Genomic DNA, 20,204 nt, shown 5'->3' on the forward strand with positions numbered 1-20,204 from the left:
CGCGTGGAGAGACAGGATGTCGGCTGCCGGGCGCCCTTGGGGAGACCCGGGTCGGCAGTACTTGGCGCGTTTCGGGGTGGCGTTCGTCAGTAGGACTTGGGGAGGCCCAGGGACTGGTGGGACACGTAGTTCAGGATCATCTCGCGGCTGACCGGCGCGATCCTGGCCACCCGGGACGCGGTGATGAGGGAGCCGAGCCCGTACTCGCGGGTGAGGCCGTTGCCGCCGAGGGTGTGCACCGCCTGGTCGACCGCCCTGACGCAGGCTTCCCCGGCGGCGTACTTCGCCATGTTGGCGGCCTCGCCCGCGCCGGCGTCGTCGCCGTCGTCGTAGAGCCGGGCGGCCTTCTGCATCATCAGCCGGGCCAGTTCGAGCTCGATGTGGGCCTGGGCGAGGGGGTGCGCGATGGCCTGGTGGGCGCCGATGGGCTCCTTCCACACCTGGCGGGTCTTCGCGTACTCGACGGCGCGGGACAGGGCGTAGCGGCCCATGCCGATGCCGAAGGCGGCGGTCATGATGCGTTCGGGGTTGAGTCCGGCGAAGAGCTGGAGGAGGCCCGCGTCCTCCTCGCCGACGAGCGCGTCCGCGGGCAGCCGTACCTCGTCCAGGACCAGTTCGAACTGCTTCTCCGGTGCCTGGAGTTCCATGTCGATCCGCGACCGCTGGAAGCCGGGCGCCTCGCGCGGGACGATGAACAGGCAGGGCTTGAGCTTGCCGGACCTGGCGTCCTCGGTGCGTCCGACGATGAGGGTGGCGTCGGCGATGTCAACGCCGGAGACGAAGACCTTGCGCCCGGTGAGCACCCACTCGTCGCCTTCCCTGCGGGCGGTGGTGGTGATGCGGTGGGAGTTGGAGCCGGCGTCGGGTTCGGTGATGCCGAAGGCCATGGTGAGGCTGCCGTCGGCGAGTCCGGGCAGCCACTGCCGCTTCTGGGTGTCGGTGCCGAAGCGGGCAATCACCGTGCCGCAGATGGCCGGTGAGACGACCATCATCAGCAGCGGGGAACCGGCCGCCCCCAACTCCTCCAGGACTATGGAGAGTTCCGACATCCCGCTGCCGCCGCCGCCGTACTCCTCGGGGAGGTTCACACCGAGGTAGCCGAGCTTGGCGGCCTCGGTCCACAGCTCGCGCGGGTGGGCGCCCTCGCGGACGACGGAGGTCATGTAGTCGCGTCCGTAGCGCTTCCCGAGGGCGGCGACGGCGGCGCGCAGTGCCTGGTGCTCTTCGGTTTCGAGGACGGTGATCATGCGGGCTCCTCAGAGGCTGTGGGCTGCGGGACGTGGGACTCGGTGACTACGGCGAGCAGCGCGCCGACCTCCACCTGGAGGCCGGGCGCCGCATGGAGGGCGGCCAGGGTCCCGGAGGCGGGGGCGAGGATGCGGTGCTCCATCTTCATCGCCTCCAGCCAGATCAGCGGCTGCCCGGCCTCGACGGCGGCCCCGGCCGCGAGGCCGTCGGCGAGGCGGACGACGGTGCCGGGCATCGGGGCGAGCAGCGAGCCGGGTTCGGTGCGCTCGGCGGGATCGGTGAACCGGGGCAGTGCGGTGAAGGTGTACGAGCCGGTGGCGGTGTCCACGTACACCCGGTCGTGGTGGGTGGTGACGGTGAAGTGCCGGGTGACGCCGCCGGTTTCGAGGCTCACCAGGCCGGGGCGGGCGGACACGACGCGGACGCCGTCCGCGACGACGGCGGGGCCGGCCCGGCCGGCGCGGTAGCTGATCTCGTGCTCGCCGCCGTCCGGCTCGCTCCGGTAGCGCCTGACCCGGTGCTGCGAGGGGAGGTTGCGCCAGGCGCCGAAGCGGGCGACGCCGCCGGCGGTGGCGAGGCCGGCCGCCGCCGCGAGGGCGGCCGCGGTGGCGGCGGGCCGTGGATCGCCCCGGTCCGCGGTCAGGGCGGCCAGGTGCCGCTCGTAGAAGCCGGTGTCGAGGCGGGCGGCCACGAAGTCCGGGTGGCGCAGGGAGCGTACGAGCAGCTCGCGGTTGGTGACCGGGCCGTGGATGCGGGCGCGTTCCAGGGCGCGGGCGAGGAGGCGCACGGCTTCGGTACGGGTGGGGGCGTGGGCGATGACCTTGGCGAGCATCGGGTCGTAGTGCACGCCGATGGTGTCGCCGCCGGTGTATCCGGTGTCCAGGCGCACGCCCGGCTCGTCCGGTACGTCGAGCGAGAGCAGCGCTCCGGTCTGCGGCTGCCAGTCGCGGGCCGGGTCCTCGGCGTAGAGCCGGGCCTCGACCGCGTGCCCCCGGGGCTCGGGGGGAAGGGCCGCGGGCAGCGGTTCGCCCTCGGCGACGCGCAGCTGGAGGGCCACCAGATCGAGGCCGAACACCGCCTCGGTGACGGGGTGTTCGACCTGGAGGCGGGTGTTCATCTCCAGGAAGTACGGCCGTCCGTCCTCGGTGACGAGGAACTCGACCGTGCCCGCACCCCGGTATCCGACGGCCCTTGCGGCGGCCACGGCGGCGGCGTGCAGCCCGTCGCGCAGCGCGTCGTCGAGGCCGGGAGCGGGGGCCTCCTCGATGACCTTCTGGTGGCGGCGCTGGAGCGAGCAGTCGCGGGTGCCGAGCGCCCAGACGCCGTCCTGCCCGTCGGCCATGATCTGGACCTCGACGTGCCGGCCGCGTTCCACGTACGGCTCGGCGAAGACCTCCCCGTCCCCGAACGCGGACAGCGCCTCGGCCGCGGCTGCGGTCAACTCGCCTGCCAGTGCCTCCAGTTCGCGTACGATCCGCATCCCGCGGCCGCCACCGCCCGCCGCCGCCTTCAGCAGCAGCGGGAGGTCGGCGGAGCGTGCCCCGGCCGGGTCGACGGGGGCGAGCAGCGGCACCCCGGCGGCGGCCATCAGCTCCTTGGCGCGGGTCTTGGACGCCATCAGCTCGATGGCCTTGACCGGCGGGCCCACCCAGAGCAGCCCGGCGTCCTGCACGGCGGCGGCGAATCCGGCGTTCTCGGAGAGGAAGCCGTACCCGGGGTGGACGGCGTCCGCGCCCGCGGCGAGTGCCGCGGCCACGACGAGGTCGCCGCGCAGATACGTGTCGGACGGCGCGGCCCCCGGCAGCCGTACGGCGGTGTCGGCCTCCCGGACGTGCAGCGCGTCGGCGTCCGCGTCGGAGTACACGGCGACGGTGGCGATGCCGAGGGCCCGGCAGGTGCGGAAGATCCGGCAGGCGATCTCGCCCCGGTTGGCGACGATGAGTGAGTGAATAGTGGCTGTCAAGGAAGAACTCTTTTCCGCTAGAACACCGCAACCATCAATTGAGGAACCCCGACGGCGAGCAACCACCTCCGCGAGAGCGGCGGCGGTTTAGCGGTTTAGCCGCAAGGGGGGCCCTCACATCCGGAAGACGCCGAAGCCGCCGCGGGCGCCCTCGACCGGTGCGGTGTGGATGGCGGACAGGCACATCCCGAGGACGGTCCTGGTGTCGCGGGGGTCGATGACCCCGTCGTCGTACAGCCGCCCGGACAGGAACATCGGCAGTGACTCGGCCTCGATCTGCTGCTCGACCATGGCGCGCAGTCCGGCGTCCGCCTCGTCGTCGTAGGGCCGGCCCCTCGCGGCGGCGGAGGCGCGGGCGACGATGGACAGCACCCCGGCCAGCTGCTGCGGACCCATGACGGCCGACTTGCTGCTCGGCCAGGCGAACAGGAACCTCGGGTCGTAGGCCCGGCCGCACATGCCGTAGTGCCCGGCGCCGTAGGAGGCGCCCATCAGCACGGACAGGTGCGGGACCCGGGAGTTCGACACCGCGTTGATCATCATGGCGCCGTGCTTGATGATGCCGCCCTGCTCGTACTCCTTGCCCACCATGTAGCCGGTGGTGTTGTGCAGGAAGAGCAGCGGGATGTCGCGCTGGTTGGCGAGCTGGATGAACTGGGCGGCCTTCTGCGACTCCTCGCTGAACAGCACGCCCTGGGCGTTGGCGAGGATGCCGACGGGGTAGCCGTGCAGCCGGGCCCAGCCGGTGACCAGGCTGGTCCCGTACAGCGGCTTGAACGCGTCGAAGTCCGAGCCGTCGACCAGCCTGGCGATGACCTCGCGCGGGTCGAAGGGCACCTTCAGGTCCCCGGGCACGATGCCGATCAGCTCGTCCTCGTCGTACTTCGGCGGCTCGGCCGGGCCCGGATCGCTGTGCGCCTTGCGCCAGTTGAGCCGGGCGACGATGCGGCGGGCCTGGCGCAGCGCGTCCTGCTCGTCGACGGCGAAGTGGTCGGCGAGGCCGGACGTGCGGGCGTGCATCTCGGCGCCGCCGAGCGACTCGTCGTCGCTCTCCTCGCCGGTGGCCATCTTCACCAGGGGCGGTCCGCCGAGGAAGACCTTGGACTGCTCCTTGATCATGACGGTGTGGTCGGACATGCCGGGGACGTACGCCCCGCCGGCGGTCGAGTTCCCGAAGACGACGGCCACGGTCGGGATGCCGGCCGCCGAGAGGCGGGTGAGGTCGCGGAACAGCGCCCCGCCCGGGATGAAGATCTCCTTCTGCGACGGCAGGTCGGCGCCGCCGGACTCGACCAGGCTGATGCAGGGCAGCCGGTTGGCGAAGGCGATCTCGTTGGCGCGCAGCGCCTTCTTCAGCGTCCAGGGGTTGGAGGCGCCGCCGCGTACGGTCGGGTCGTTGGCGGTGATCAGGCACTCCACGCCCTCCACCACGCCGATCCCGGTGACGAGCGAGGCGCCGACCGCGTATCCGGGGGCATCGCTGCCCCAGGCGGCCAGCGGCGACAGCTCCAGGAACGGGCTGTCCTCGTCGATCAGCAGCTCGATGCGCTCGCGGGCCAGCAGCTTGCCGCGCGAGCGGTGCCGCTCGACGTACTTCTCACCGCCGCCTCCCAGCGCCCCGGCGTGCGCGGCGTCCAGGTCGGCGAGCTTGTCGAGCATGGCCGCGCGGTTGGCGGTGTATTCGGGGCTCGCGGTGTCGAGCCCGGTGGGCAGGACGGTCATGCGTGCACCTCCGGTGCGTCGGCGCTGTCCAGCAGGGCCACGGGTATGTCCAGCCGGCGCGCACGCAGCCACTCCCCCAGCGCCTTGGCCTGCGGGTCGAAGCGGTGCTGGGCGGCGACGCCTTCGCCGAGCAGTCCGTGGACGGTGAAGTTCAGTGCGCGCAGATTCGGCAGGACATGGCGTACGACGGTGAGCGGGGCGGTCTCCGGGAGGAGTTCCCGGAACCGCTCGACGGTCAGCTCGTGGGCCAGCCACCGCCAGGCCTCGTCGCCACGGACCCACACACCGACGTTGGCGTCGCCGCCCTTGTCCCCGCTGCGGGCACCCGCGACGAGCCCGAGCGGCGCGCTTCGGGTGGGGCCGGCGGCCAACGGCTGTGGCAGAGAAGGCTGTTCGACCTCGGCCAGTTCCCGCGTCCGGGCCGGCGGCTGCTGCACCTCCCGGCGTCCGTCGGGAAGCACGGCGACATGTGTGACATCGCCCGCCGGTACGTACCTGGCCTCGAACACCCCGTAGGGCGCGCCCTTTCCGGGCGGGGCCGTGACGTGGAAGCCCGGATAGCTGCCGAGGGCCAGCTCGATCGCGGCGCCGGACAGGGCGCGGCCCACCGCCTCCGGCTCCTGGTCACGGACGACGAGCCGGAGCAGGGCGCTCGCGGTCTCCTCGGTCGCGGCGTCGGCCCGGTCGGTACGGGCGAGCTCCCACCGCACCTCGTCGGGCTGCCGTCCGGCGCGCGCGAAGGCGTCCGCGAACTGGTCCCGGACCAGCTGCGCCTTGGCCTCGATGTCGAGGCCGGTGAGCACGAAGACGACCTCGTTGCGCCAGCCGCCGAGCCGGGTGAGCCCGGCCTTGACGGTGGGCGGCGGGGCCTCACCCCGGGCCCCGGAGATCCGGACCCGGTCCGGCCCCTGCTGCTCCGCGCGCACGGTGTCGAGCCGGGCGGTGACATCGGGTCCCGCGTACCGGGCGCCGCCGGTCTCGTACAGCAGCTGGGCGGTGACCGTACCGAGGTCGACGACGCCGCCCGTGCCGTCGTGCTTGGTGATGACGGACGTCCCGTCGGCGTGGATCTCGGCAACCGGGAATCCGGGCCGCCGGACGTCGTGGCCGCGGAAGAAGGCGTAGTTCCCGCCGGTGGCCTGGGTGCCGCACTCCAGCACGTGCCCGGCGACGACGGCTCCGGCGAGCGCGTCGTGGTCCTCGGGGCCCCAGCCGAAGTGGGCGGCGGCGGGTCCGGTGACGAGCGCGGCGTCGGTGACCCGGCCGGTGACGACGACATCGGCGCCGGCCCGCAGGCAGGCGGCGATGCCGTTCCCGCCGAGGTAGGCGTTGGCGGTGAGGAAGCCGTCGGGCACGGGGAGGCTGTCGCCCTCGACGTGTGCGACGCGCACGGCCACGCCCACTTTGTCGGCCAGCTCCCGCACGGCATCGGCCAGCCCGGCCGGATTGAGCCCGCCGGCGTTGGTGACGATCCGCACCCCGCGCTCCCCTGCGAGGCCGAGCCCCTCCTCCAGCTGCCGCAGGAAGGTGGTCGCGTAGCCCCGCCCCGGGTCCTTGAGGCGGCCGCGGCCGAGGATGAGCATGGTGAGCTCGGCGAGGTAGTCCCCGGTGAGGACGTCGAGGGGGCCGCCGGTGAGCATCTCGCGCACGGCGTCGAAGCGGTCGCCGTAGAACCCGGAGGCGTTGGCGATCCGCAGCGGCGGGGGCGCGGGAGCGTCCGTCACTCCCCGCTCCCCTGCTGCGGGGCGCGCCCGGGTCCGGCCGGACCGGCGAAGGCCTGCGCGATGTCGAGCCACACCTCGGCCTCGGCCCCTTCGGCCCGCACGGCGAGGTCGTCGCGGTGGGCGCGCTGGGTGACCAGGAGGCAGAAGTCGTGCAGCGGCCCGGTGACCCGCTGGGCGGCCTCCTCGGGGCCGTAGGCGATCAACTCACCGCCCGGACCTTCCAGTTCCACCCGGAACTCCTCGCCGGGTGCCTGGATGCCGCGTACGAGGAAGGCGTAGTCCCGCGCCCGCACCCCGATCCGCGCGACGTGCCGCAGCCGGGCGGTGGGGGCGCGGGTGACGCCCAGCGCGTCGGCGACGTCCTGACCGTGCGCCCAGGTCTCCATGAGCCGCCCGGTCGCCATCGAGGCGACGCTCATCGGCGGCCCGTACCAGGGGAACCGGGTCCCGGCGGGCGCCGCCCGCAGGGCGTCCTGGAGCTGCTCCCGCCCGGTGCGCCAGCGGGTCAGCAGCGCCTGCGGGGCGTACGCCGCGACGACCGCGTCGGCGGCCTGGTCGACGAAGCCCTCGGGGTTCACCATCGCCTTCGCGACCTCGTCGCCGAACCGCCCGGGTTCGGTGACGGAGAGCAGTGCGACCTCGTCGGTCCAGCTCAGGTGGGCCACCTGGTGGGCGACGGTCCACCCTTCGGCAGGTGTCGCCCCCGCCCACTGCGAGGCGGTCAACCCGGCGACGAGCAGGTCGAGTTCCTCGCTCTCGCTGCGCAGATCATCGAGCACGGCTGCGGCATCGGACACGGTGCGCTCCCCTCGGGGCGTGGCGGTGTGACCCGGAGCCTGCCAGGGGGACGTAAAACAATCAAGCATGCTTGCATGATTTATGCGCACCGGCGTCCCGCCCCCTGCGAAGTGGCCCCGGCCCGAAGGGTGTCGGCGACCGGGGCCGCCCGTCGCCGGTAACCGCAGTACTTAGGCTTCCGCCGTGAACGACGACACCGTGAACGACACCACCACAGGTGACATACGGTCAGGCCGGGCGCCCCGGCGGGAGACCGCGGAGACGGCAGGCCCTACTGCTCCTCGGCCGCCGCCTTCATCCTGGCCGTGGTGCTGGCACCGTCCAGCGCCTCGCGGATGATGTCGGCGTGGCCGCTGTGGTGGGCGATCTCGCGGAAGATGTGCCACAGGACGTGGCGCACGCTCCAGCGGACCGGCTCCGGGGGCGACCAGGGGTACGAGGGCAGGGTGACCTCGCGGTCGAAGTCGCTCTCCTCACGCACCGTGCGGTCGAACTCCGCGGCCGCCGCGTGGAAGCCGTCGAGCAGGTCGGACAGCGTCTCGGCGTCGGTCATCCGGTTGCCGTCCGGGTCCAGGTCGGTCCACTCGATCTTGGCGGGTGCCGTGCCGTCGACCACGGCCAGCCAGGACCGCTGCACCTGTGCCAGGTGCTTCACCAGGCCGCCGGGAGTCAGCTCGCTGTCGGTCGTGCGGCTGCGGGCCTGCGCGTCGTCAAGATTCGCGACGGTGTAGAGAAAGTTGGTGCGTTGATCGGTCACGAGCGCCAGTAGATCGTCGCGTTCCGGCATGTTTCCTCCTGGTCGGATCTCGCGACAACCCTAGATCGCACGGGCGCATCCGCAGGCGGAACCGGCACATCGGACCGTTGACTCGACGCCAGGGCGGCCCGACGACAGGGCGGCTCCCCAACGCGGGCCGCGGCGCGACCCTCAGCTTTTCCCGACGCCCCGCACCTGGCTGCGCACCGCGCCCATGCTCGCCCCGATGACCAGGGCGATGGCCAGGGCGTCGGTCGTGGAGAGCGCCTGGTCGAGGATGAGGAAGCCCGCCATGGCCGCGATCGCCGGTTCCAGGCTCATCAGGATCGCGAAGGTGGGCGCGGGCAGCCTGCGCAGCGCCATGAGTTCGAGGGTGTACGGGAGGACCGAGCTGAGCAGTGCGACGGCCGCGCCAAGACCGAGCGTGGAGGGGACCAGGAGCTTCGAGCCCGACTCCATGATGCCGAGCGGCAGCGAGAGGGCCGCCGCCACCACCATCGCCAGGGCCAGCCCGTCGGCCTGCGGGAAGCGGCGGCCGGTGCGGGCGCTGAAGATGATGTACGCCGCCCACATGGCGCCGGCCCCGAGGGCGAACGCCGCACCCACCGGATCGAGCCGGTCGAAGCCCCCGCCGCTCAGCAGGACGACCCCGCCCAGGGCGAGCGCCGCCCAGACCACGTTGACCAGACGGCGCGAGGCGAACACCGAGAGGGCGAGCGGGCCCAGCACCTCCAGGGTGACGGCCGCGCCCAGCGGGATGCGGTCGGCGGCCTGGTAGAAGAGCGTGTTCATGCCGCCCATCGCGACGCCGAACGCCAGCACCGTGCCCCAGTCGGCGCGTGAGTGGCCACGCAGCCTGGGGCGGCAGACGACGAGCAGGACGAGGGCGGCGGCGGCCAGTCGCAGCGTGACGACGCCGAGGGCGCCGGCCTTCGGCATCAGCAGGACCGCGACCGCGGCACCGAACTGGACGGACAGACCGCCCGCCACCACCAGCGCGACCGGAGCCAGCGCCGCTCCGCGGCCTCCGGCAGGGGCCGGGTCTCCCGGCGCGCCCTGCTCACCGAGGGCGGCGACCGCCTCGGGGACGGCGAAAGCTGCGGCCGGCTCTGCGGCGGTGCCCTGGTCGTTCACCTGTGGCCTGATTTCCTGAGTTCACGAATACGGTACGGGGAGTGCAACACAGTGCACTCCTCAATTGAAGATACTGCACTCACCCCGCGCAGCCCATCCCCCTACCGTAGGGACCTGCGCGCGGCGCGTGAAATGCCGATTGGGCTCCCGTTATGCTTCCCGCGCATGAGCACAGGACAGGGCGCCGACAGGAGTACGAACCGGAGTGCGGGCCGCGGCATCGAGGTCCGTCATCTGCGCGCGTTCCTCGCCGTCGCCGACGAGTCCAGCGTCACCCGGGCCGCCGCCCGGCTCCAGCTCACCCAGCCCGCCGTCTCGCGGACCCTGGCCGCCCTGGAGCAGCACCTCGGCATCCGGCTCGTCGACCGTTCCACCCACCACCTCGCCCTCACCCCCGACGGCGTCGCCTTCCGCGACAGGGCCGTCGCCGCGGTCGCCGCGTTCGACGAGGCGCTCGCCCCCGGGCGGCCGCACCACCGGCCGCTGCGGATCGGTCATGCCTGGTCGGCCTTCGGCCCGTACACCACACCGTTCCTGCGGGCCTGGCAGGAACGGCACCCGCGGACCCCGCTCGAACTCCTGCGGATCGACGACCGCACGGCAGGCCTGGCCCGCGGCGAGGTCGACGCGGCGCTGCTGCGCGGCCCCGTGGACACACCGGGGCTCGTCACCGAGGTGCTGTTCAGCGAGGACCAGGTCGCGGCGGTGACCGCGGACGGCCCGCTGGCCCCGCACGACTCGCTGACCCTCGCCGATCTGGCGGGCGGCGCGGTGATCCTCAACACCGTCTCCGGCATCACCACCCTCGGCCTCTGGCCCGCGCACGACCGGCCCGCCGCCACGCTCACGGTCGCCAACACGGACGACTGGCTGACCGCCATCGCGGCAGGCCGCGGCTCCGGGGTCTCCGCCGCCTCCACCGCCGACATGCACCCGCACGCCGGGGTGGTGTACCGGCCGCTCACCGACGCCCCGCCCGTCCCGGTACTGCTGGCCAGGCGGGACGCACCCGGCCACCCGGCGCTCGCGGACCTCGCCGCGCTGGCCCGCGAGATCGTGGCGCGAGACGTCCGGCCGTGAGGGAATTCCCTGCCGGGCGGGGCAGTTGGCGGCAGGGAGCAAGAGACGAAGCAACGTATGCCGAACACTTCAGTGGGGGACCCATGTCGGACGACATCAACGTGCGCGGAACCGTGGCCGCGGGCTTCGAGGCGGTGCGGGAGGAGTTCGCCGCCGTACTGGCCGAGGAGGCCAACGAGCCGGGTGCGCAGCTCGCCGTGTACCTGGACGGCCGGCCGGTCGTCGACCTCTGGGCCGGGGAGGGCATCGAGGGCGACTCGCTGCCCGCGGTCTTCTCCTCCACCAAGGGCGCGGCCCACCTCGTCGTCGCGCTGCTCGTGCAGGACGGGACCCTGGAGCTGGACCGCACGGTCGCCTCGTACTGGCCGGAGTTCGCGGCCGGCGGCAAGGACGCGCTGACCCTGCGGGAGCTCCTCGGGCACCGCTCCGGACTGGTCGGCATCGAAGGCGGCTTCACCGGGGCCGACCTGGCCGACGACCGGGTGATCGCCGCCACCCTCGCGGAGCAGGAGCCGTTCTGGGAGCCCGGCAAGGAGTACGGGTACCACGCCCTGGTGATCGGCGCGCTCACCGGCGAAGTGGTGCGGCGGGCCACCGGGCGGTCGATCCAGGAGCTGTACGAGGAGCGCGTCCGCCTCCCCTACGGCCTGGACCTCCACCTGGGCCAGCCGGCCCACCTCGAACCGCGCTACGTCCCCGTCCGCCCGATGAACCCGACGCCGGAGCAGGCGGCCGAGCTGGCCGCCCATCCCTTCGAACCGGGGAGCCTGCGGGCGGTCGCCTTCAACTACCCGACGGACCTGGTCGCGTGGATCAACGATCCGTCCGTGCGGGCGCTCGGCCCGGCCTCGGTCGGCGGGGTCGGTTCGGCGCGCGCGCTGGCCGGGATGTACGCGGCCGCGATCTCCGAGGTGGCCGGGCGGGCCCCGCTCCTCACGCCGGAGATCCGGGCCGAGTTCGCCCGCCCCGGCCTGACGGGTGTCGACCGGGTGACCGACGAGACCGACCACTTCGGCCTCGGCTTCGAGCGCCCGCAGATGTACTACCCGTCCCTGGGCGAGGGCGCGTTCGGGCACTGCGGTGCGGCGGGCTCGCAGGCGTTCGCGGACCCGGCGAGCGGTGTCGCCTACGGCTACACCCGGCGGCGGTTCGCCGTCCCGGGCGGGGCGGCGCCGGAGAACGAGCGGCTGGTGGCGGCGGTCCTGGGGGCTGCGCGGGGGTGAGGCCTTCAGGCCTCCTGGCCGGTTGAGGTGCGGGGGTCCGGGGGCGGCGGCGACGGGGGGAGCCCCGCCGCCAGGACCTCCGCCAGGTGGCGCGCCCGCACCCCGCCCACCTGGTCCAGCTGCGTCCGGCAGGAGAACCCGTCGGCCAGGATCTCCGTACCGGGGACCGCCGCTCCCACGGACGGCAGGAGCTGCTCCCGCGCGCAGGCCACCGACACCTCCCAGTGCCCGCGCTCGAAGCCGAAGTTCCCGGCCAGTCCGCAGCAGCCTCCGCTCAGTTCGCCGGTCAGGCCGGCCCGTTCGCGGAGCCTGCGCTCCGCCGCGTCGCCCAGGACCGCGTGCTGGTGGCAGTGCGTCTGGCCGGCGACGGGGCGGTCCAGGCGCGGGGGCTGCCAGTCGGGGGCGTACTTCTCCAGGTACTGGGCCAGGGTGTGGACGGAGGCGGCCAGTTCGGCGGCGCGGGGGTCGTCGGGCAGGAGCTCCGGGAGGTCCGTGCGCAGGGTCGCCGCACAGCTCGGTTCGAGGACGACCAGGGGGTCGCCCAGCGAGACGCCCATCCGGTCCAGGGTGCGGCGCATCACCCTGCGGGCCTTGTCCAGCTGCCCCGTCGACACGTACGTGAGGCCGCAGCACACCCCGCGCCCGGCGGGCAGCGTGGTGCGGCCCGCCGCCTCCAGGACCCTGACCGCCGCCCGGCCCACCTCGGGCGAGAGGTGCTCGGTGAAGGTGTCGGGCCAGACGGTGACCACCTGGTCGTTCGAGAGGATCACCGTCCCCCTGCCCCACCGCCGCCCGAGCCACCGGGTGAACGTCTCACGTGCCAGGACCGGGATGCCGCGCTCCGGCGCGATACCCGCAAGACGCTTGGCGAGAGCGGCGAGCGGCCGCACCCGGGCCAGCGCGTTCAGCGCACCCGCGAAGGGGGACGCCAGGCGCAGCCACAGCGGCAGCCACCCCATCGCGTAGTGGGCCGCCGGCCGCAGCCGCCCCTGGTAGTGGTGGTGCAGGAACTCCGCCTTGTACGTGGCCATGTCGACGCCCACCGGGCAGTCGCTGCGGCACCCCTTGCAGGACAGGCACAGGTCGAGCGCGTCCCGCACCTCCGTCGAGCGCCAGCCGTCGGTGATCACCCCGCCCGCGGAGCCGGCCAGCATCTCGTGCAGCAGCCGGGCCCGGCCGCGGGTCGAGTGGGCCTCCTCGCCGGTCGCACGGAACGACGGGCACATCACGGCCGGGCCGGACACCTCCGTCGTGCGGCACTTGGCGACGCCCACGCACCTGCGCACCGCCGCCGAGAAGTCCCCGCCGTCGAGCGGGAAGCCGAAGGCCACGTCGACCGGCTCGCGGGGCAGCACGTCGAAGCGGAGGTTCTCGTCGAGGCGGGCGGGACGGGCGAGGATGCCCGGGTTCATGCCGCCGTCCGGGTCCCAGAGGTCCTTGTACCGGGTGAAGAGGGCGACGAGGTCGTCCCCGTACATCCGGGGGAGCAGCTCGGCGCGCGCCTGCCCGTCGCCGTGCTCCCCGGACAGGGAGCCCCCGTGGGCGACCACGAGCGAGGCGAGCTCCTCGGAGAAGCGGCGGAAACGAGCCACCCCGTCGCCGCTCAGCAGGTCGAAGTCGATCCGGACATGGATGCAGCCGTCGCCGAAGTGCCCGTACGGGGTGCCGCGCAGGCCGTGTTCGGCGAGCAGGGCGCGGAAGTCGCGGAGGTAGGCGCCGAGGCGGGCGGGCGGCACCGCGCAGTCCTCCCAGCCGGGCCAGGCCTCGCCGCCTGCGGGCATCCGGGTGGCGGTGCCGGCGGCGTCCTCCCGGATGCGCCACAGCGCCCGCTGCCCGGCCGGGTCGGTGACGACGGCGGTGTCCACCGCGTCCGCGGACGCGGCCCGGACGATCCGTTCGGCGTGCGCCCGTGCCTCGGCCGGGGTGGCGCCGCCGGTCTCGACGAAGAGCCAGGCAGCGCCGCGCGGCAGCCCGGCCGGTTCGCGTACGAGGTCGGCCGCCATGCCCTCGACGGTCAGCGGGTGGTGCGGCAGGAGGCCGGGGGCCGCGTCGGCTGCGGCGGACTCGTCGGCGTAGCCGAGTACGGCCAGCGCGCGGGCGGCGGGGGCCTCGACCAGCCGCAGCGTCGCCTGCGTCAGCACGCCGAGCGTCCCCTCGCTGCCGCAGAACGCGCGGGCGGGGTCGGCGCCGCGTTCGGGCAGTAGCGCGTCCAGGGCGTACCCCGAGATGCGGCGCGGGAGTTCGGGGAATCCGGTGCGCAGCAGGGCGAGGTGGCCGGCGACCAGTTCGCGAAGTCCGGCGGGGCCGTCGGCTCCCGGCGCCAGGCGCAGGGTGTCGCCGCCGTAGCGGGCGACGGTCAGGGCGTGGACGTTGTCGGCGGTGGTGCCCCAGGCGACCGAGTGCGAGCCGCAGGAGTTGTTGCCGATCATGCCGCCGATCGTGCAACGGCCGTGCGTGGAGGGGTCCGGGCCGAAGGTGAGCCCGTGCGGAGCGGCGGCGGCCCGCAGGTCGTCCAGGACGACGCCCGGCTGGACCACTGCCATGCGGGAGTCCGCGTCCAGCTCGACGATCGACCGCAGGTGGCGGGTGAGGTCGAGGACGACTCCGGTGCCGGTGGCCTGTCCGGCGATGGACGTACCGCCGCCGCGCGGCACTACGGGCACGCCGTGCGCCCGGCAGACGGCGAGTGCGGCCGCGATGTCGGCGGCGTCACGCGGGGCGACGACGCCGAGCGGCACCCGGCGGTAGTTGGAGGCGTCCATCGTCGTCAGCGCCCGCGCGGTGGCGTCGAACGCGACCTCGCCGCGTACGGCCGCGCGCAGTTCGGCGGCGAGCGTGGCGTGGTCGGGGCCTGCCGCTGTGTCACGAGGTGCCATCGGGCCAGGATGCCGTCGGCCGGGTCCTGCGGTCATCCGGCCCCGCGTGTTTCTGCCGAATACGTCAATACGTCTGGATCCGTCGGCCCCACGAACATAAACGGAACAGAGAGCACCACAAGTTCTTCCCAAACAGATCGTCAATTCTCATATAGTGACTCAGACTTGTCTGGGAATCATCTGTTCCAGTTGTCGCATTTGCACTTCGCCGTACCGTCTCGCCCGAACCGTCCCGTCCGTCACCGTCCGCGTCCCAAGGACTCCGCTTGCGCCCCTCAACCCGGCCGACCGCACTGGCCCTGCTGGTCACGGTGGCCATCACCGGATCCCTGTGTCTCTGGGCGACTGCCGCCGCCCCCGACTCGGCCAGGACCGCAGTGGCATGGGGGGCGGGTGCCGCCGCCGTGCTGCTGTCCGCCGCCGTCGCCCTCACCGTCCACGCCCGGATCACGATGCGCCGGCTGCGGGAGATGCACGCTGCCGAGAGCAGCCGGTTCACCGCCGAGACCTCACGGATGGTGTCGGCCTCCGCGTTCGAGGCCCAGCGGTTCACCGCCGAGAGCGCCCGGATGAAGTCGGCCGCCGCTGCCGAGAACGCACGGATCACCGAGCAGGCTGCGGCCGGGGTCGAGCGCCTCGTCGCCGAGAACGCCAAGCTCAAGGCCCGCGCGTCCCGCAGCGACACCGAGCGCTCCGCCGCGGTCGCCGCGTGCGCCAACGCCGCCGGCCGGATGCAGGCACTCGCCACGAGCATGCTCGCCGACCTGCGTGAGATGGAGAACCGGCACGCCGCCGAGGACATCCTGGGCGATCTGCTGCACCTGGACCACCGCACCGCCCAGGCGGGCCGGCTGGCCGACTCCATCGCCGTGCTGACCGGTGCGCGCTCCGGGCGGCGCTGGGCGAAGCCCATCGTCATGGAGTCCATCCTGCGCGGCGCGATGGGCCGGATCAGCGGATACCAGCGGATCAGGCTCCACTCCACCAGTGACGTCGCCGTCGCCGGCCACGCCGCCGAGGGCGTCATGCACGCGCTGGCCGAGATCCTGGACAACGCCGCGAACTTCTCGCCGCCCACGGCCGAGGTCCACGTGTACGTGGAGGAGGTGCCGGCCGGCATCGTGCTGACCGTCGAGGACAGCGGTCTGGTCATGAGCGATGTGCAGCTGCGTCGCGCCGAGCGCGCCGTCTCCGCGGTCAACCAGGACCTGACCGGCCTCTCCGGCACCCGGCTCGGCCTCGCCGTCGTCGGCAGGCTGGCCCGCAAGCACGGCCTGACGGTCTCCTTCCGGCCGTCGGCGCGCGGCGGCACGGGCGCGCTGATGATGCTCCCGCAGGAGATCATCACCCGCACCCCGGCCCCCGCGCCGGAGCCGGCCGCCGAACCGGTCCGCACGCCCTCCCGGGAGCCCGAGCCCGTCCACACGTCCGGCGCCGACCGGACCGAGGCAGCCGTCGGCGCCGACCGGACCGAGGGCGCAGGCAGCCAGGAGCCCCTGCGCTCCGACTCCGCTTCGGAGACCACCGGCGGCCTCCCCCGGTTCGGCGAGAGCGGCCTGCCCAAGCGCTCCCGCGGCCGCACCCTGGCAGCCGCCGAGTCCCGCGCCCGAGCCACGGGCGACTCCGACGCGACGGACGGATCGACCCCCCGGCCCCGTACGACCGACGCCAAGGCCCAGGCAGCCCGCTTCAGCAGCTTCCGCCAGGCCGTACGGCCCCACTCCCCGCACCCGGAAGGCAACACCCGATGACCGCGACCACCGACGAGAAGCTCAACTGGCTGCTGGAGGGGCTCCTTGAGCGCACCCCCGGTGCCCGCCACGCCCTCGTGCTGTCCAGGGACGGCCTCAAGCTGTGCCGCACCCCCGAGCTCTCCGTCGACCAGGCGGACCAGCTGGCCGCGATCTCCGCCGGCATCCAGAGCCTGTCGCACGGCGCGTCCGTCGAGTTCGGCGACGGCACCGGCGGCGTACGGTCCGCGATGGCCGAGTTCTACGGCGGCGTGCTGTTCATCGTGGAGGCGGGTGCGGGCGCCCATCTCGCCGTCGTCGCCTCCGAGGACGCCGATGTCGGCCTCGTCGGACACAACATGAGCGAGCTCGTCGAGCAGCTCGGCGAACACCTCGTCGCCCCGCCGCGCGAGTCCTCCGGGACCGCCGGTGCCACCGGGACCTCCACGAACGCGGCCGTATGACACCGCGGCCGCGTCCCGGCCGGGACGACGACCCGGACCGGCTGTACACCCTCACCGGTGGCCGCAGCCGCTCCGACTCGGCCGCCTTCGACCTGGTCACGCTGGTCGTCTCCGAATGCGAACCGACCCCCGGCATGCAGTCGGAGCACGTGGCGATCCTGCGGATGTGCGAACGGCCCACCGCCGTCGTCGAGATCGCCGCGGGCCTGAACCTGCCCGTCAGCATCGTGCGCATCCTGCTCTGCGATCTGCTCGACACCAGCAGGATCAGCGCCCGCCACCCTCGTACCGCACGCGTCGCGGACCGGCTCCCCGACCCCGACATCCTGGAACAGGTGCTCGTTGGACTCCGCAACCTCTGACCGTGCCGCCCTGCAGGCCACGGCCGACAACGGACTGAAAATAGTCGTCGTCGGCGGCTTCGGGGTCGGCAAGACCACCATGGTCCGATCCGTGAGCGAGATCCGTCCGCTCAACACGGAGGAGACGATGACCCGCGCGGGCGAGGCGGTCGACCACCTCGACGGAGTGCAGTCGAAGACGTCCACCACCGTCGCCTTCGACTTCGGCCGGATCACGCTCGACGAACGCTCGGTGCTGTACCTCTTCGGCGCCCCCGGCCAGGAGCGCTTCTGGTTCCTGTGGGACCGGCTGTTCTCCGGGACCCTCGGTGCCGTCGTGCTCGTCGACACCCGGCGCCTCGCCGACTCCTGGTACGCGATCGACCGGCTGGAGCACCACGGCACGCCGTTCATCGTGGCGTGCAACGACTTCGGCGGACCGCTCCACACCGAGCAGCAGATCCGGGAGGCGCTCGACCTCTCCGAGGACGTACCGCTCGTGGAGTGCGACGCCCGGGACCGGTCATCCAGCAAGTACGTCCTGATCACGCTGGTGGAGCACCTCTACGCCCTCTCGCGGGGCACGATCACCACCTCCACCGCCGCCCGTCCGGAACCCACTCCGGAGAAGACCCCGGAGCACACCCCGTGACCCAGCCCACCGAACCGCCCCCGGGCTGCCCCGCGCACGGACGCACGCCACTGTCCGGGCCACGGTTCCAGACCGAACCCATGCAGCTGTACCGGGAGATGCGCCGGGACCACGGTGCCGTCGCGCCCGTCGTCCTGGACGGCGACGTCCCGGCCTGGCTGGTCCTCGGCTACCGCGAACTGCACCAGCTCACCAGCGACCCGGTGCTCTTCAGCCGCGACTCCGACCTGTGGAACCAGTGGGAGCGCATCCCCGACGACTGGCCGCTGCTGCCGATGATCGGCCGCAAGCAGCCGTCGATCCTCTACACGGTCGGCGCCCGGCACGTCGAGCGCGCCCGGATGATCAGCGACGCCCTGGAGGCGGTCGACCCCTTCGCGCTCAAGCGGTACGCGGAGGAGTTCGCCGACGACCTGATCGACCGCTTCTGCTCCACGGGCGGGACCGACATCATCGCCGCGTACGCGATGCTGCTCCCCGCGCGGGTCCTGGCGAAGATCTACGGCTTCAGCGACGCCGTCGGTGACGCGCTCGTGAGCTCGATCAACGACATGATCGACGGCGGGGAGCGCGCGCTGGCCGGCCAGCAGCACCTCGGCACCTCGATGTTCCAGCTGCTGCTCGACAAGCACGCCGAGCCCGGTGACGACGTCGCCACCCGGATGCTGGCCGCACCCGGCGGCTTCACGGACGAGGAGGTCGCCCAGGACCTCATGGTCATGATGGCCGCGGGCCACCAGCCGACCGCGGACTGGATGGGCAACTCCCTCCGGCTCATGCTCGTCGACGACCGGTTCGCCGCCTCGCTCTCGGGCGGCCGGCACAGCGTCGCCGAGGCCATGAACGAGGTCCTCTGGGAGGACACCCCGACGCAGAACATCGCGGGCCGCTGGGCCTCGCGCGACACCCACCTCGGGGGCCGCCACATCCAGGCGGGCGACCTGCTGCTGCTGGGCGTGGCCGCCGCCAACGCCGACCCGCAGGTGCGCACCGACGGCTCCGCGCTGACCGGCGGCAACAACGCGTTCCTCTCCTTCGGCCACGGTGAGCACCGCTGCCCCTTCCCGGCCCAGGAGACCGCCGAGGTCATCGCCCGTACCGGCATCGAGGTCCTCCTCGACCGCCTCCCGGACATCGACCTCGCCGTCCCCGCCGAACAGCTCACCCGGCGCCCGTCCCCCTGGCTGCGGGGGCTGACGGACCTGCCCGTCGCCTTCACGCCCACCCCCGCCACAGGACCTGCCTTCGGAGGCCAGAAATGACCCGGATCGCCCTCGACCCCTTCGTCGCCGACCTCGACGGCGAGAGCGCCGCGCTGCGCGCCGCGGGTCCGCTCGCCGAGGTGGAGCTGCCCGGCGGGGTGCACTGCTACGCGGTCACGCACCACGCCGAGGCGCGGCAGCTGCTGACCGACAGCCGGATCGTGAAGGACATCAACGTCTGGGGTGCCTGGCAGCGCGACGAGATACCCATGGACTGGCCGCTGATCGGCCTCGCCAACCCCGGCCGCTCCATGCTCACCGTGGACGGCGCCGACCACCGCCGGCTGCGCACGCTGGTGGCCCAGGCACTGACGGTGAAGCGGGTGGAGCGGCTGCGCGCGGGCATCGAGGCGCTCACGACCGCGAGCCTGGACCGCCTCTCGGCGCTGCCCAAGGGCGAGAAGGTCGACCTGAAGGCGGAGTTCGCCTACCCGCTGCCCATGAACGTCATCAGCGAACTGATGGGCGTGGACCCGGTCGACCACCCCCGCCTGAAGGAGCTGTTCGAGAAGTTCTTCTCGACGCAGACCCCGCCGGCGGAGGTCCCGCAGATGATGGCGGACCTCGGCACGCTCTTCACCAAGATCGTCGACGGCAAGCGGGCCGAGCCGGGCGACGACCTGACCAGCGCCCTGATCGCGGCCTCCGAGGACGGCGACCACCTCAGCAACGAGGAGATCGTCAACACCCTCCAGCTGATCATCGCGGCGGGCCACGAGACCACGATCAGCCTGATCGTGAACGCCGTCGCCGCCCTCCAGACCCACCCCGAGCAGCGCAAGCAGGTGCTCTCCGGCGAGGTGCCGTGGGAGAGCGTGATCGAGGAGACCCTGCGCTGGAACACCCCGACCTCGCACGTCCTGATCCGCTTCGCGACGGAGGACGTGGCCGTCGGTGACAAGGTGCTGCCCAAGGGTGAGGCGCTGATCGTGTCCTTCGGCGCGCTGGGCCGGGACGAGACGCAGTACGGGCCGACCGCCGGCGAGTTCGACGTCACCCGCTCCCCCAACCGCCACATCGCCTTCGGCCACGGCCCGCACGTCTGCCCGGGTGCGGCACTGTCGCGCCTGGAGGCGGGGGTCGCACTGCCCGCGCTCTACGAGCGCTTCCCGGACCTCGACCTCGCGGTCCCGGCCTCCGAGCTGCGCAACAAGCCGATCGTCACCCAGAACGACCTGTACGACCTCCCGGTCCAGCTCGGCTGACCGGCCCGCCGGGCCACCCCGGGGG

General features: G+C 73.2%; 16 protein-coding genes. 8 read left to right on the plus strand and 8 right to left on the minus strand.

What is annotated here, in order from left to right; all coding sequences use genetic code 11:
* Positions 1-86: 86 nt before the first annotated feature.
* The 7 genes from LNW71_RS12635 to LNW71_RS12665 form a co-directional block, all read right to left on the minus strand.
* Positions 87-1,247: an acyl-CoA dehydrogenase family protein gene (locus LNW71_RS12635; RefSeq protein ID WP_250968329.1), complete on the minus strand. Its 1,161-nt coding sequence runs from the start codon at positions 1,245-1,247 to the stop codon at positions 87-89.
* On the minus strand, positions 1,244-3,211 hold the full coding sequence (locus LNW71_RS12640; protein WP_250968330.1) for a biotin carboxylase N-terminal domain-containing protein: 1,968 nt from the start codon (positions 3,209-3,211) through the stop codon (positions 1,244-1,246). Before LNW71_RS12640 ends, LNW71_RS12635 begins: the two co-directional genes overlap by 4 nt.
* A 114-nt stretch (positions 3,212-3,325) precedes the next feature.
* Positions 3,326-4,933 carry a carboxyl transferase domain-containing protein gene (locus LNW71_RS12645; protein ID WP_250968331.1) on the minus strand — a complete coding sequence of 536 codons (1,608 nt, stop codon included), beginning with the start codon at positions 4,931-4,933 and terminating at the stop codon, positions 3,326-3,328.
* Complete coding sequence (locus LNW71_RS12650; RefSeq protein ID WP_250968332.1) at positions 4,930-6,657, minus strand: acyclic terpene utilization AtuA family protein; 1,728 nt, start codon at positions 6,655-6,657, stop codon at positions 4,930-4,932. The genes LNW71_RS12645 and LNW71_RS12650 overlap by 4 nt, the downstream gene beginning before the upstream one ends.
* Entirely contained in the window at positions 6,654-7,454 is an 801-nt protein-coding gene (locus LNW71_RS12655; RefSeq protein ID WP_250968333.1) for a TIGR03084 family metal-binding protein, read from the minus strand. The genes LNW71_RS12650 and LNW71_RS12655 overlap by 4 nt, the downstream gene beginning before the upstream one ends.
* Positions 7,455-7,726: 272 nt before the next feature.
* Positions 7,727-8,242, minus strand: a complete 516-nt coding sequence (locus LNW71_RS12660) for a DinB family protein (protein ID WP_250968334.1) — start codon at positions 8,240-8,242, stop codon at positions 7,727-7,729.
* 141 nt (positions 8,243-8,383) lie between these two features.
* A complete protein-coding gene (locus LNW71_RS12665; protein ID WP_250968335.1) occupies positions 8,384-9,346 on the minus strand; it encodes a DMT family transporter in 963 nt (320 codons plus the stop codon).
* Between the two features lie 165 nt (positions 9,347-9,511).
* On the opposite strand from LNW71_RS12665, the gene LNW71_RS12670 reads away from it, so the two are divergent.
* Together LNW71_RS12670 and LNW71_RS12675 are read left to right on the plus strand one after the other, a co-directional pair.
* Positions 9,512-10,426, plus strand: coding sequence for a LysR family transcriptional regulator (locus LNW71_RS12670; RefSeq protein WP_250968336.1), 915 nt, complete (start codon positions 9,512-9,514; stop codon positions 10,424-10,426).
* Positions 10,427-10,509: 83 nt separating this feature from the next.
* Positions 10,510-11,649, plus strand: coding sequence for a serine hydrolase domain-containing protein (locus LNW71_RS12675; protein WP_250968337.1), 1,140 nt, complete (start codon positions 10,510-10,512; stop codon positions 11,647-11,649).
* A 5-nt stretch (positions 11,650-11,654) separates the two neighbouring features.
* On the opposite strand, the gene LNW71_RS12680 is transcribed toward LNW71_RS12675, so the two are convergent.
* Positions 11,655-14,525 (minus strand): FAD-binding and (Fe-S)-binding domain-containing protein, encoded by a 2,871-nt coding sequence (locus LNW71_RS12680; protein WP_250968338.1) that lies wholly within the window; start codon positions 14,523-14,525, stop codon positions 11,655-11,657.
* 266 nt (positions 14,526-14,791) lie between these two features.
* On the opposite strand from LNW71_RS12680, the gene LNW71_RS12685 reads away from it, so the two are divergent.
* The 6 genes from LNW71_RS12685 to LNW71_RS12710 are packed head-to-tail and all read left to right on the plus strand — an operon-like array spanning position 14,792 to position 20,179.
* Complete coding sequence (locus tag LNW71_RS12685) at positions 14,792-16,276, plus strand: ATP-binding protein (RefSeq protein WP_250968339.1); 1,485 nt, start codon at positions 14,792-14,794, stop codon at positions 16,274-16,276.
* The gene (locus LNW71_RS12690) at positions 16,273-16,719 is read left to right on the plus strand and encodes a roadblock/LC7 domain-containing protein (protein ID WP_250968340.1); all 447 of its coding nucleotides are present in this window, start codon (positions 16,273-16,275) and stop codon (positions 16,717-16,719) included. Before LNW71_RS12685 ends, LNW71_RS12690 begins: the two co-directional genes overlap by 4 nt.
* On the plus strand, positions 16,716-17,081 hold the full coding sequence (locus tag LNW71_RS12695) for a DUF742 domain-containing protein (protein ID WP_250968341.1): 366 nt from the start codon (positions 16,716-16,718) through the stop codon (positions 17,079-17,081). Before LNW71_RS12690 ends, LNW71_RS12695 begins: the two co-directional genes overlap by 4 nt.
* Entirely contained in the window at positions 17,062-17,712 is a 651-nt protein-coding gene (locus tag LNW71_RS12700) for an ATP/GTP-binding protein (protein ID WP_250968342.1), read from the plus strand. The genes LNW71_RS12695 and LNW71_RS12700 overlap by 20 nt, the downstream gene beginning before the upstream one ends.
* Positions 17,709-18,974 carry a cytochrome P450 gene (locus tag LNW71_RS12705; RefSeq protein WP_250968343.1) on the plus strand — a complete coding sequence of 422 codons (1,266 nt, stop codon included), beginning with the start codon at positions 17,709-17,711 and terminating at the stop codon, positions 18,972-18,974. Before LNW71_RS12700 ends, LNW71_RS12705 begins: the two co-directional genes overlap by 4 nt.
* Entirely contained in the window at positions 18,971-20,179 is a 1,209-nt protein-coding gene (locus LNW71_RS12710; RefSeq protein WP_250968344.1) for a cytochrome P450, read from the plus strand. Before LNW71_RS12705 ends, LNW71_RS12710 begins: the two co-directional genes overlap by 4 nt.
* Positions 20,180-20,204 lie beyond the last annotated feature (25 nt).

This window comes from Streptomyces sp. RKAG290, from assembly GCF_023701695.1.
GTDB lineage: Bacteria > Actinomycetota > Actinomycetes > Streptomycetales > Streptomycetaceae > Streptomyces.

Excerpts from the sequence above, each read along its gene's own strand:
- LNW71_RS12690 (WP_250968340.1), top strand. The coding sequence starts at position 16,273 with ATGACCGCGACCACCGACGAGAAGCTCAACTGGCTGCTGGAGGGGCTC.
- LNW71_RS12635 (WP_250968329.1), bottom strand. The coding sequence starts at position 1,247 with ATGATCACCGTCCTCGAAACCGAAGAGCACCAGGCACTGCGCGCCGCC.
- LNW71_RS12645 (WP_250968331.1), bottom strand. The coding sequence starts at position 4,933 with ATGACCGTCCTGCCCACCGGGCTCGACACCGCGAGCCCCGAATACACC.
- LNW71_RS12660 (WP_250968334.1), bottom strand. The coding sequence starts at position 8,242 with ATGCCGGAACGCGACGATCTACTGGCGCTCGTGACCGATCAACGCACC.
- LNW71_RS12670 (WP_250968336.1), top strand. The coding sequence starts at position 9,512 with ATGAGCACAGGACAGGGCGCCGACAGGAGTACGAACCGGAGTGCGGGC.
- LNW71_RS12680 (WP_250968338.1), bottom strand. The coding sequence starts at position 14,525 with ATGGCACCTCGTGACACAGCGGCAGGCCCCGACCACGCCACGCTCGCC.
- LNW71_RS12675 (WP_250968337.1), top strand. The coding sequence starts at position 10,510 with ATGTCGGACGACATCAACGTGCGCGGAACCGTGGCCGCGGGCTTCGAG.
- LNW71_RS12710 (WP_250968344.1), top strand. The coding sequence starts at position 18,971 with ATGACCCGGATCGCCCTCGACCCCTTCGTCGCCGACCTCGACGGCGAG.
- LNW71_RS12695 (WP_250968341.1), top strand. The coding sequence starts at position 16,716 with ATGACACCGCGGCCGCGTCCCGGCCGGGACGACGACCCGGACCGGCTG.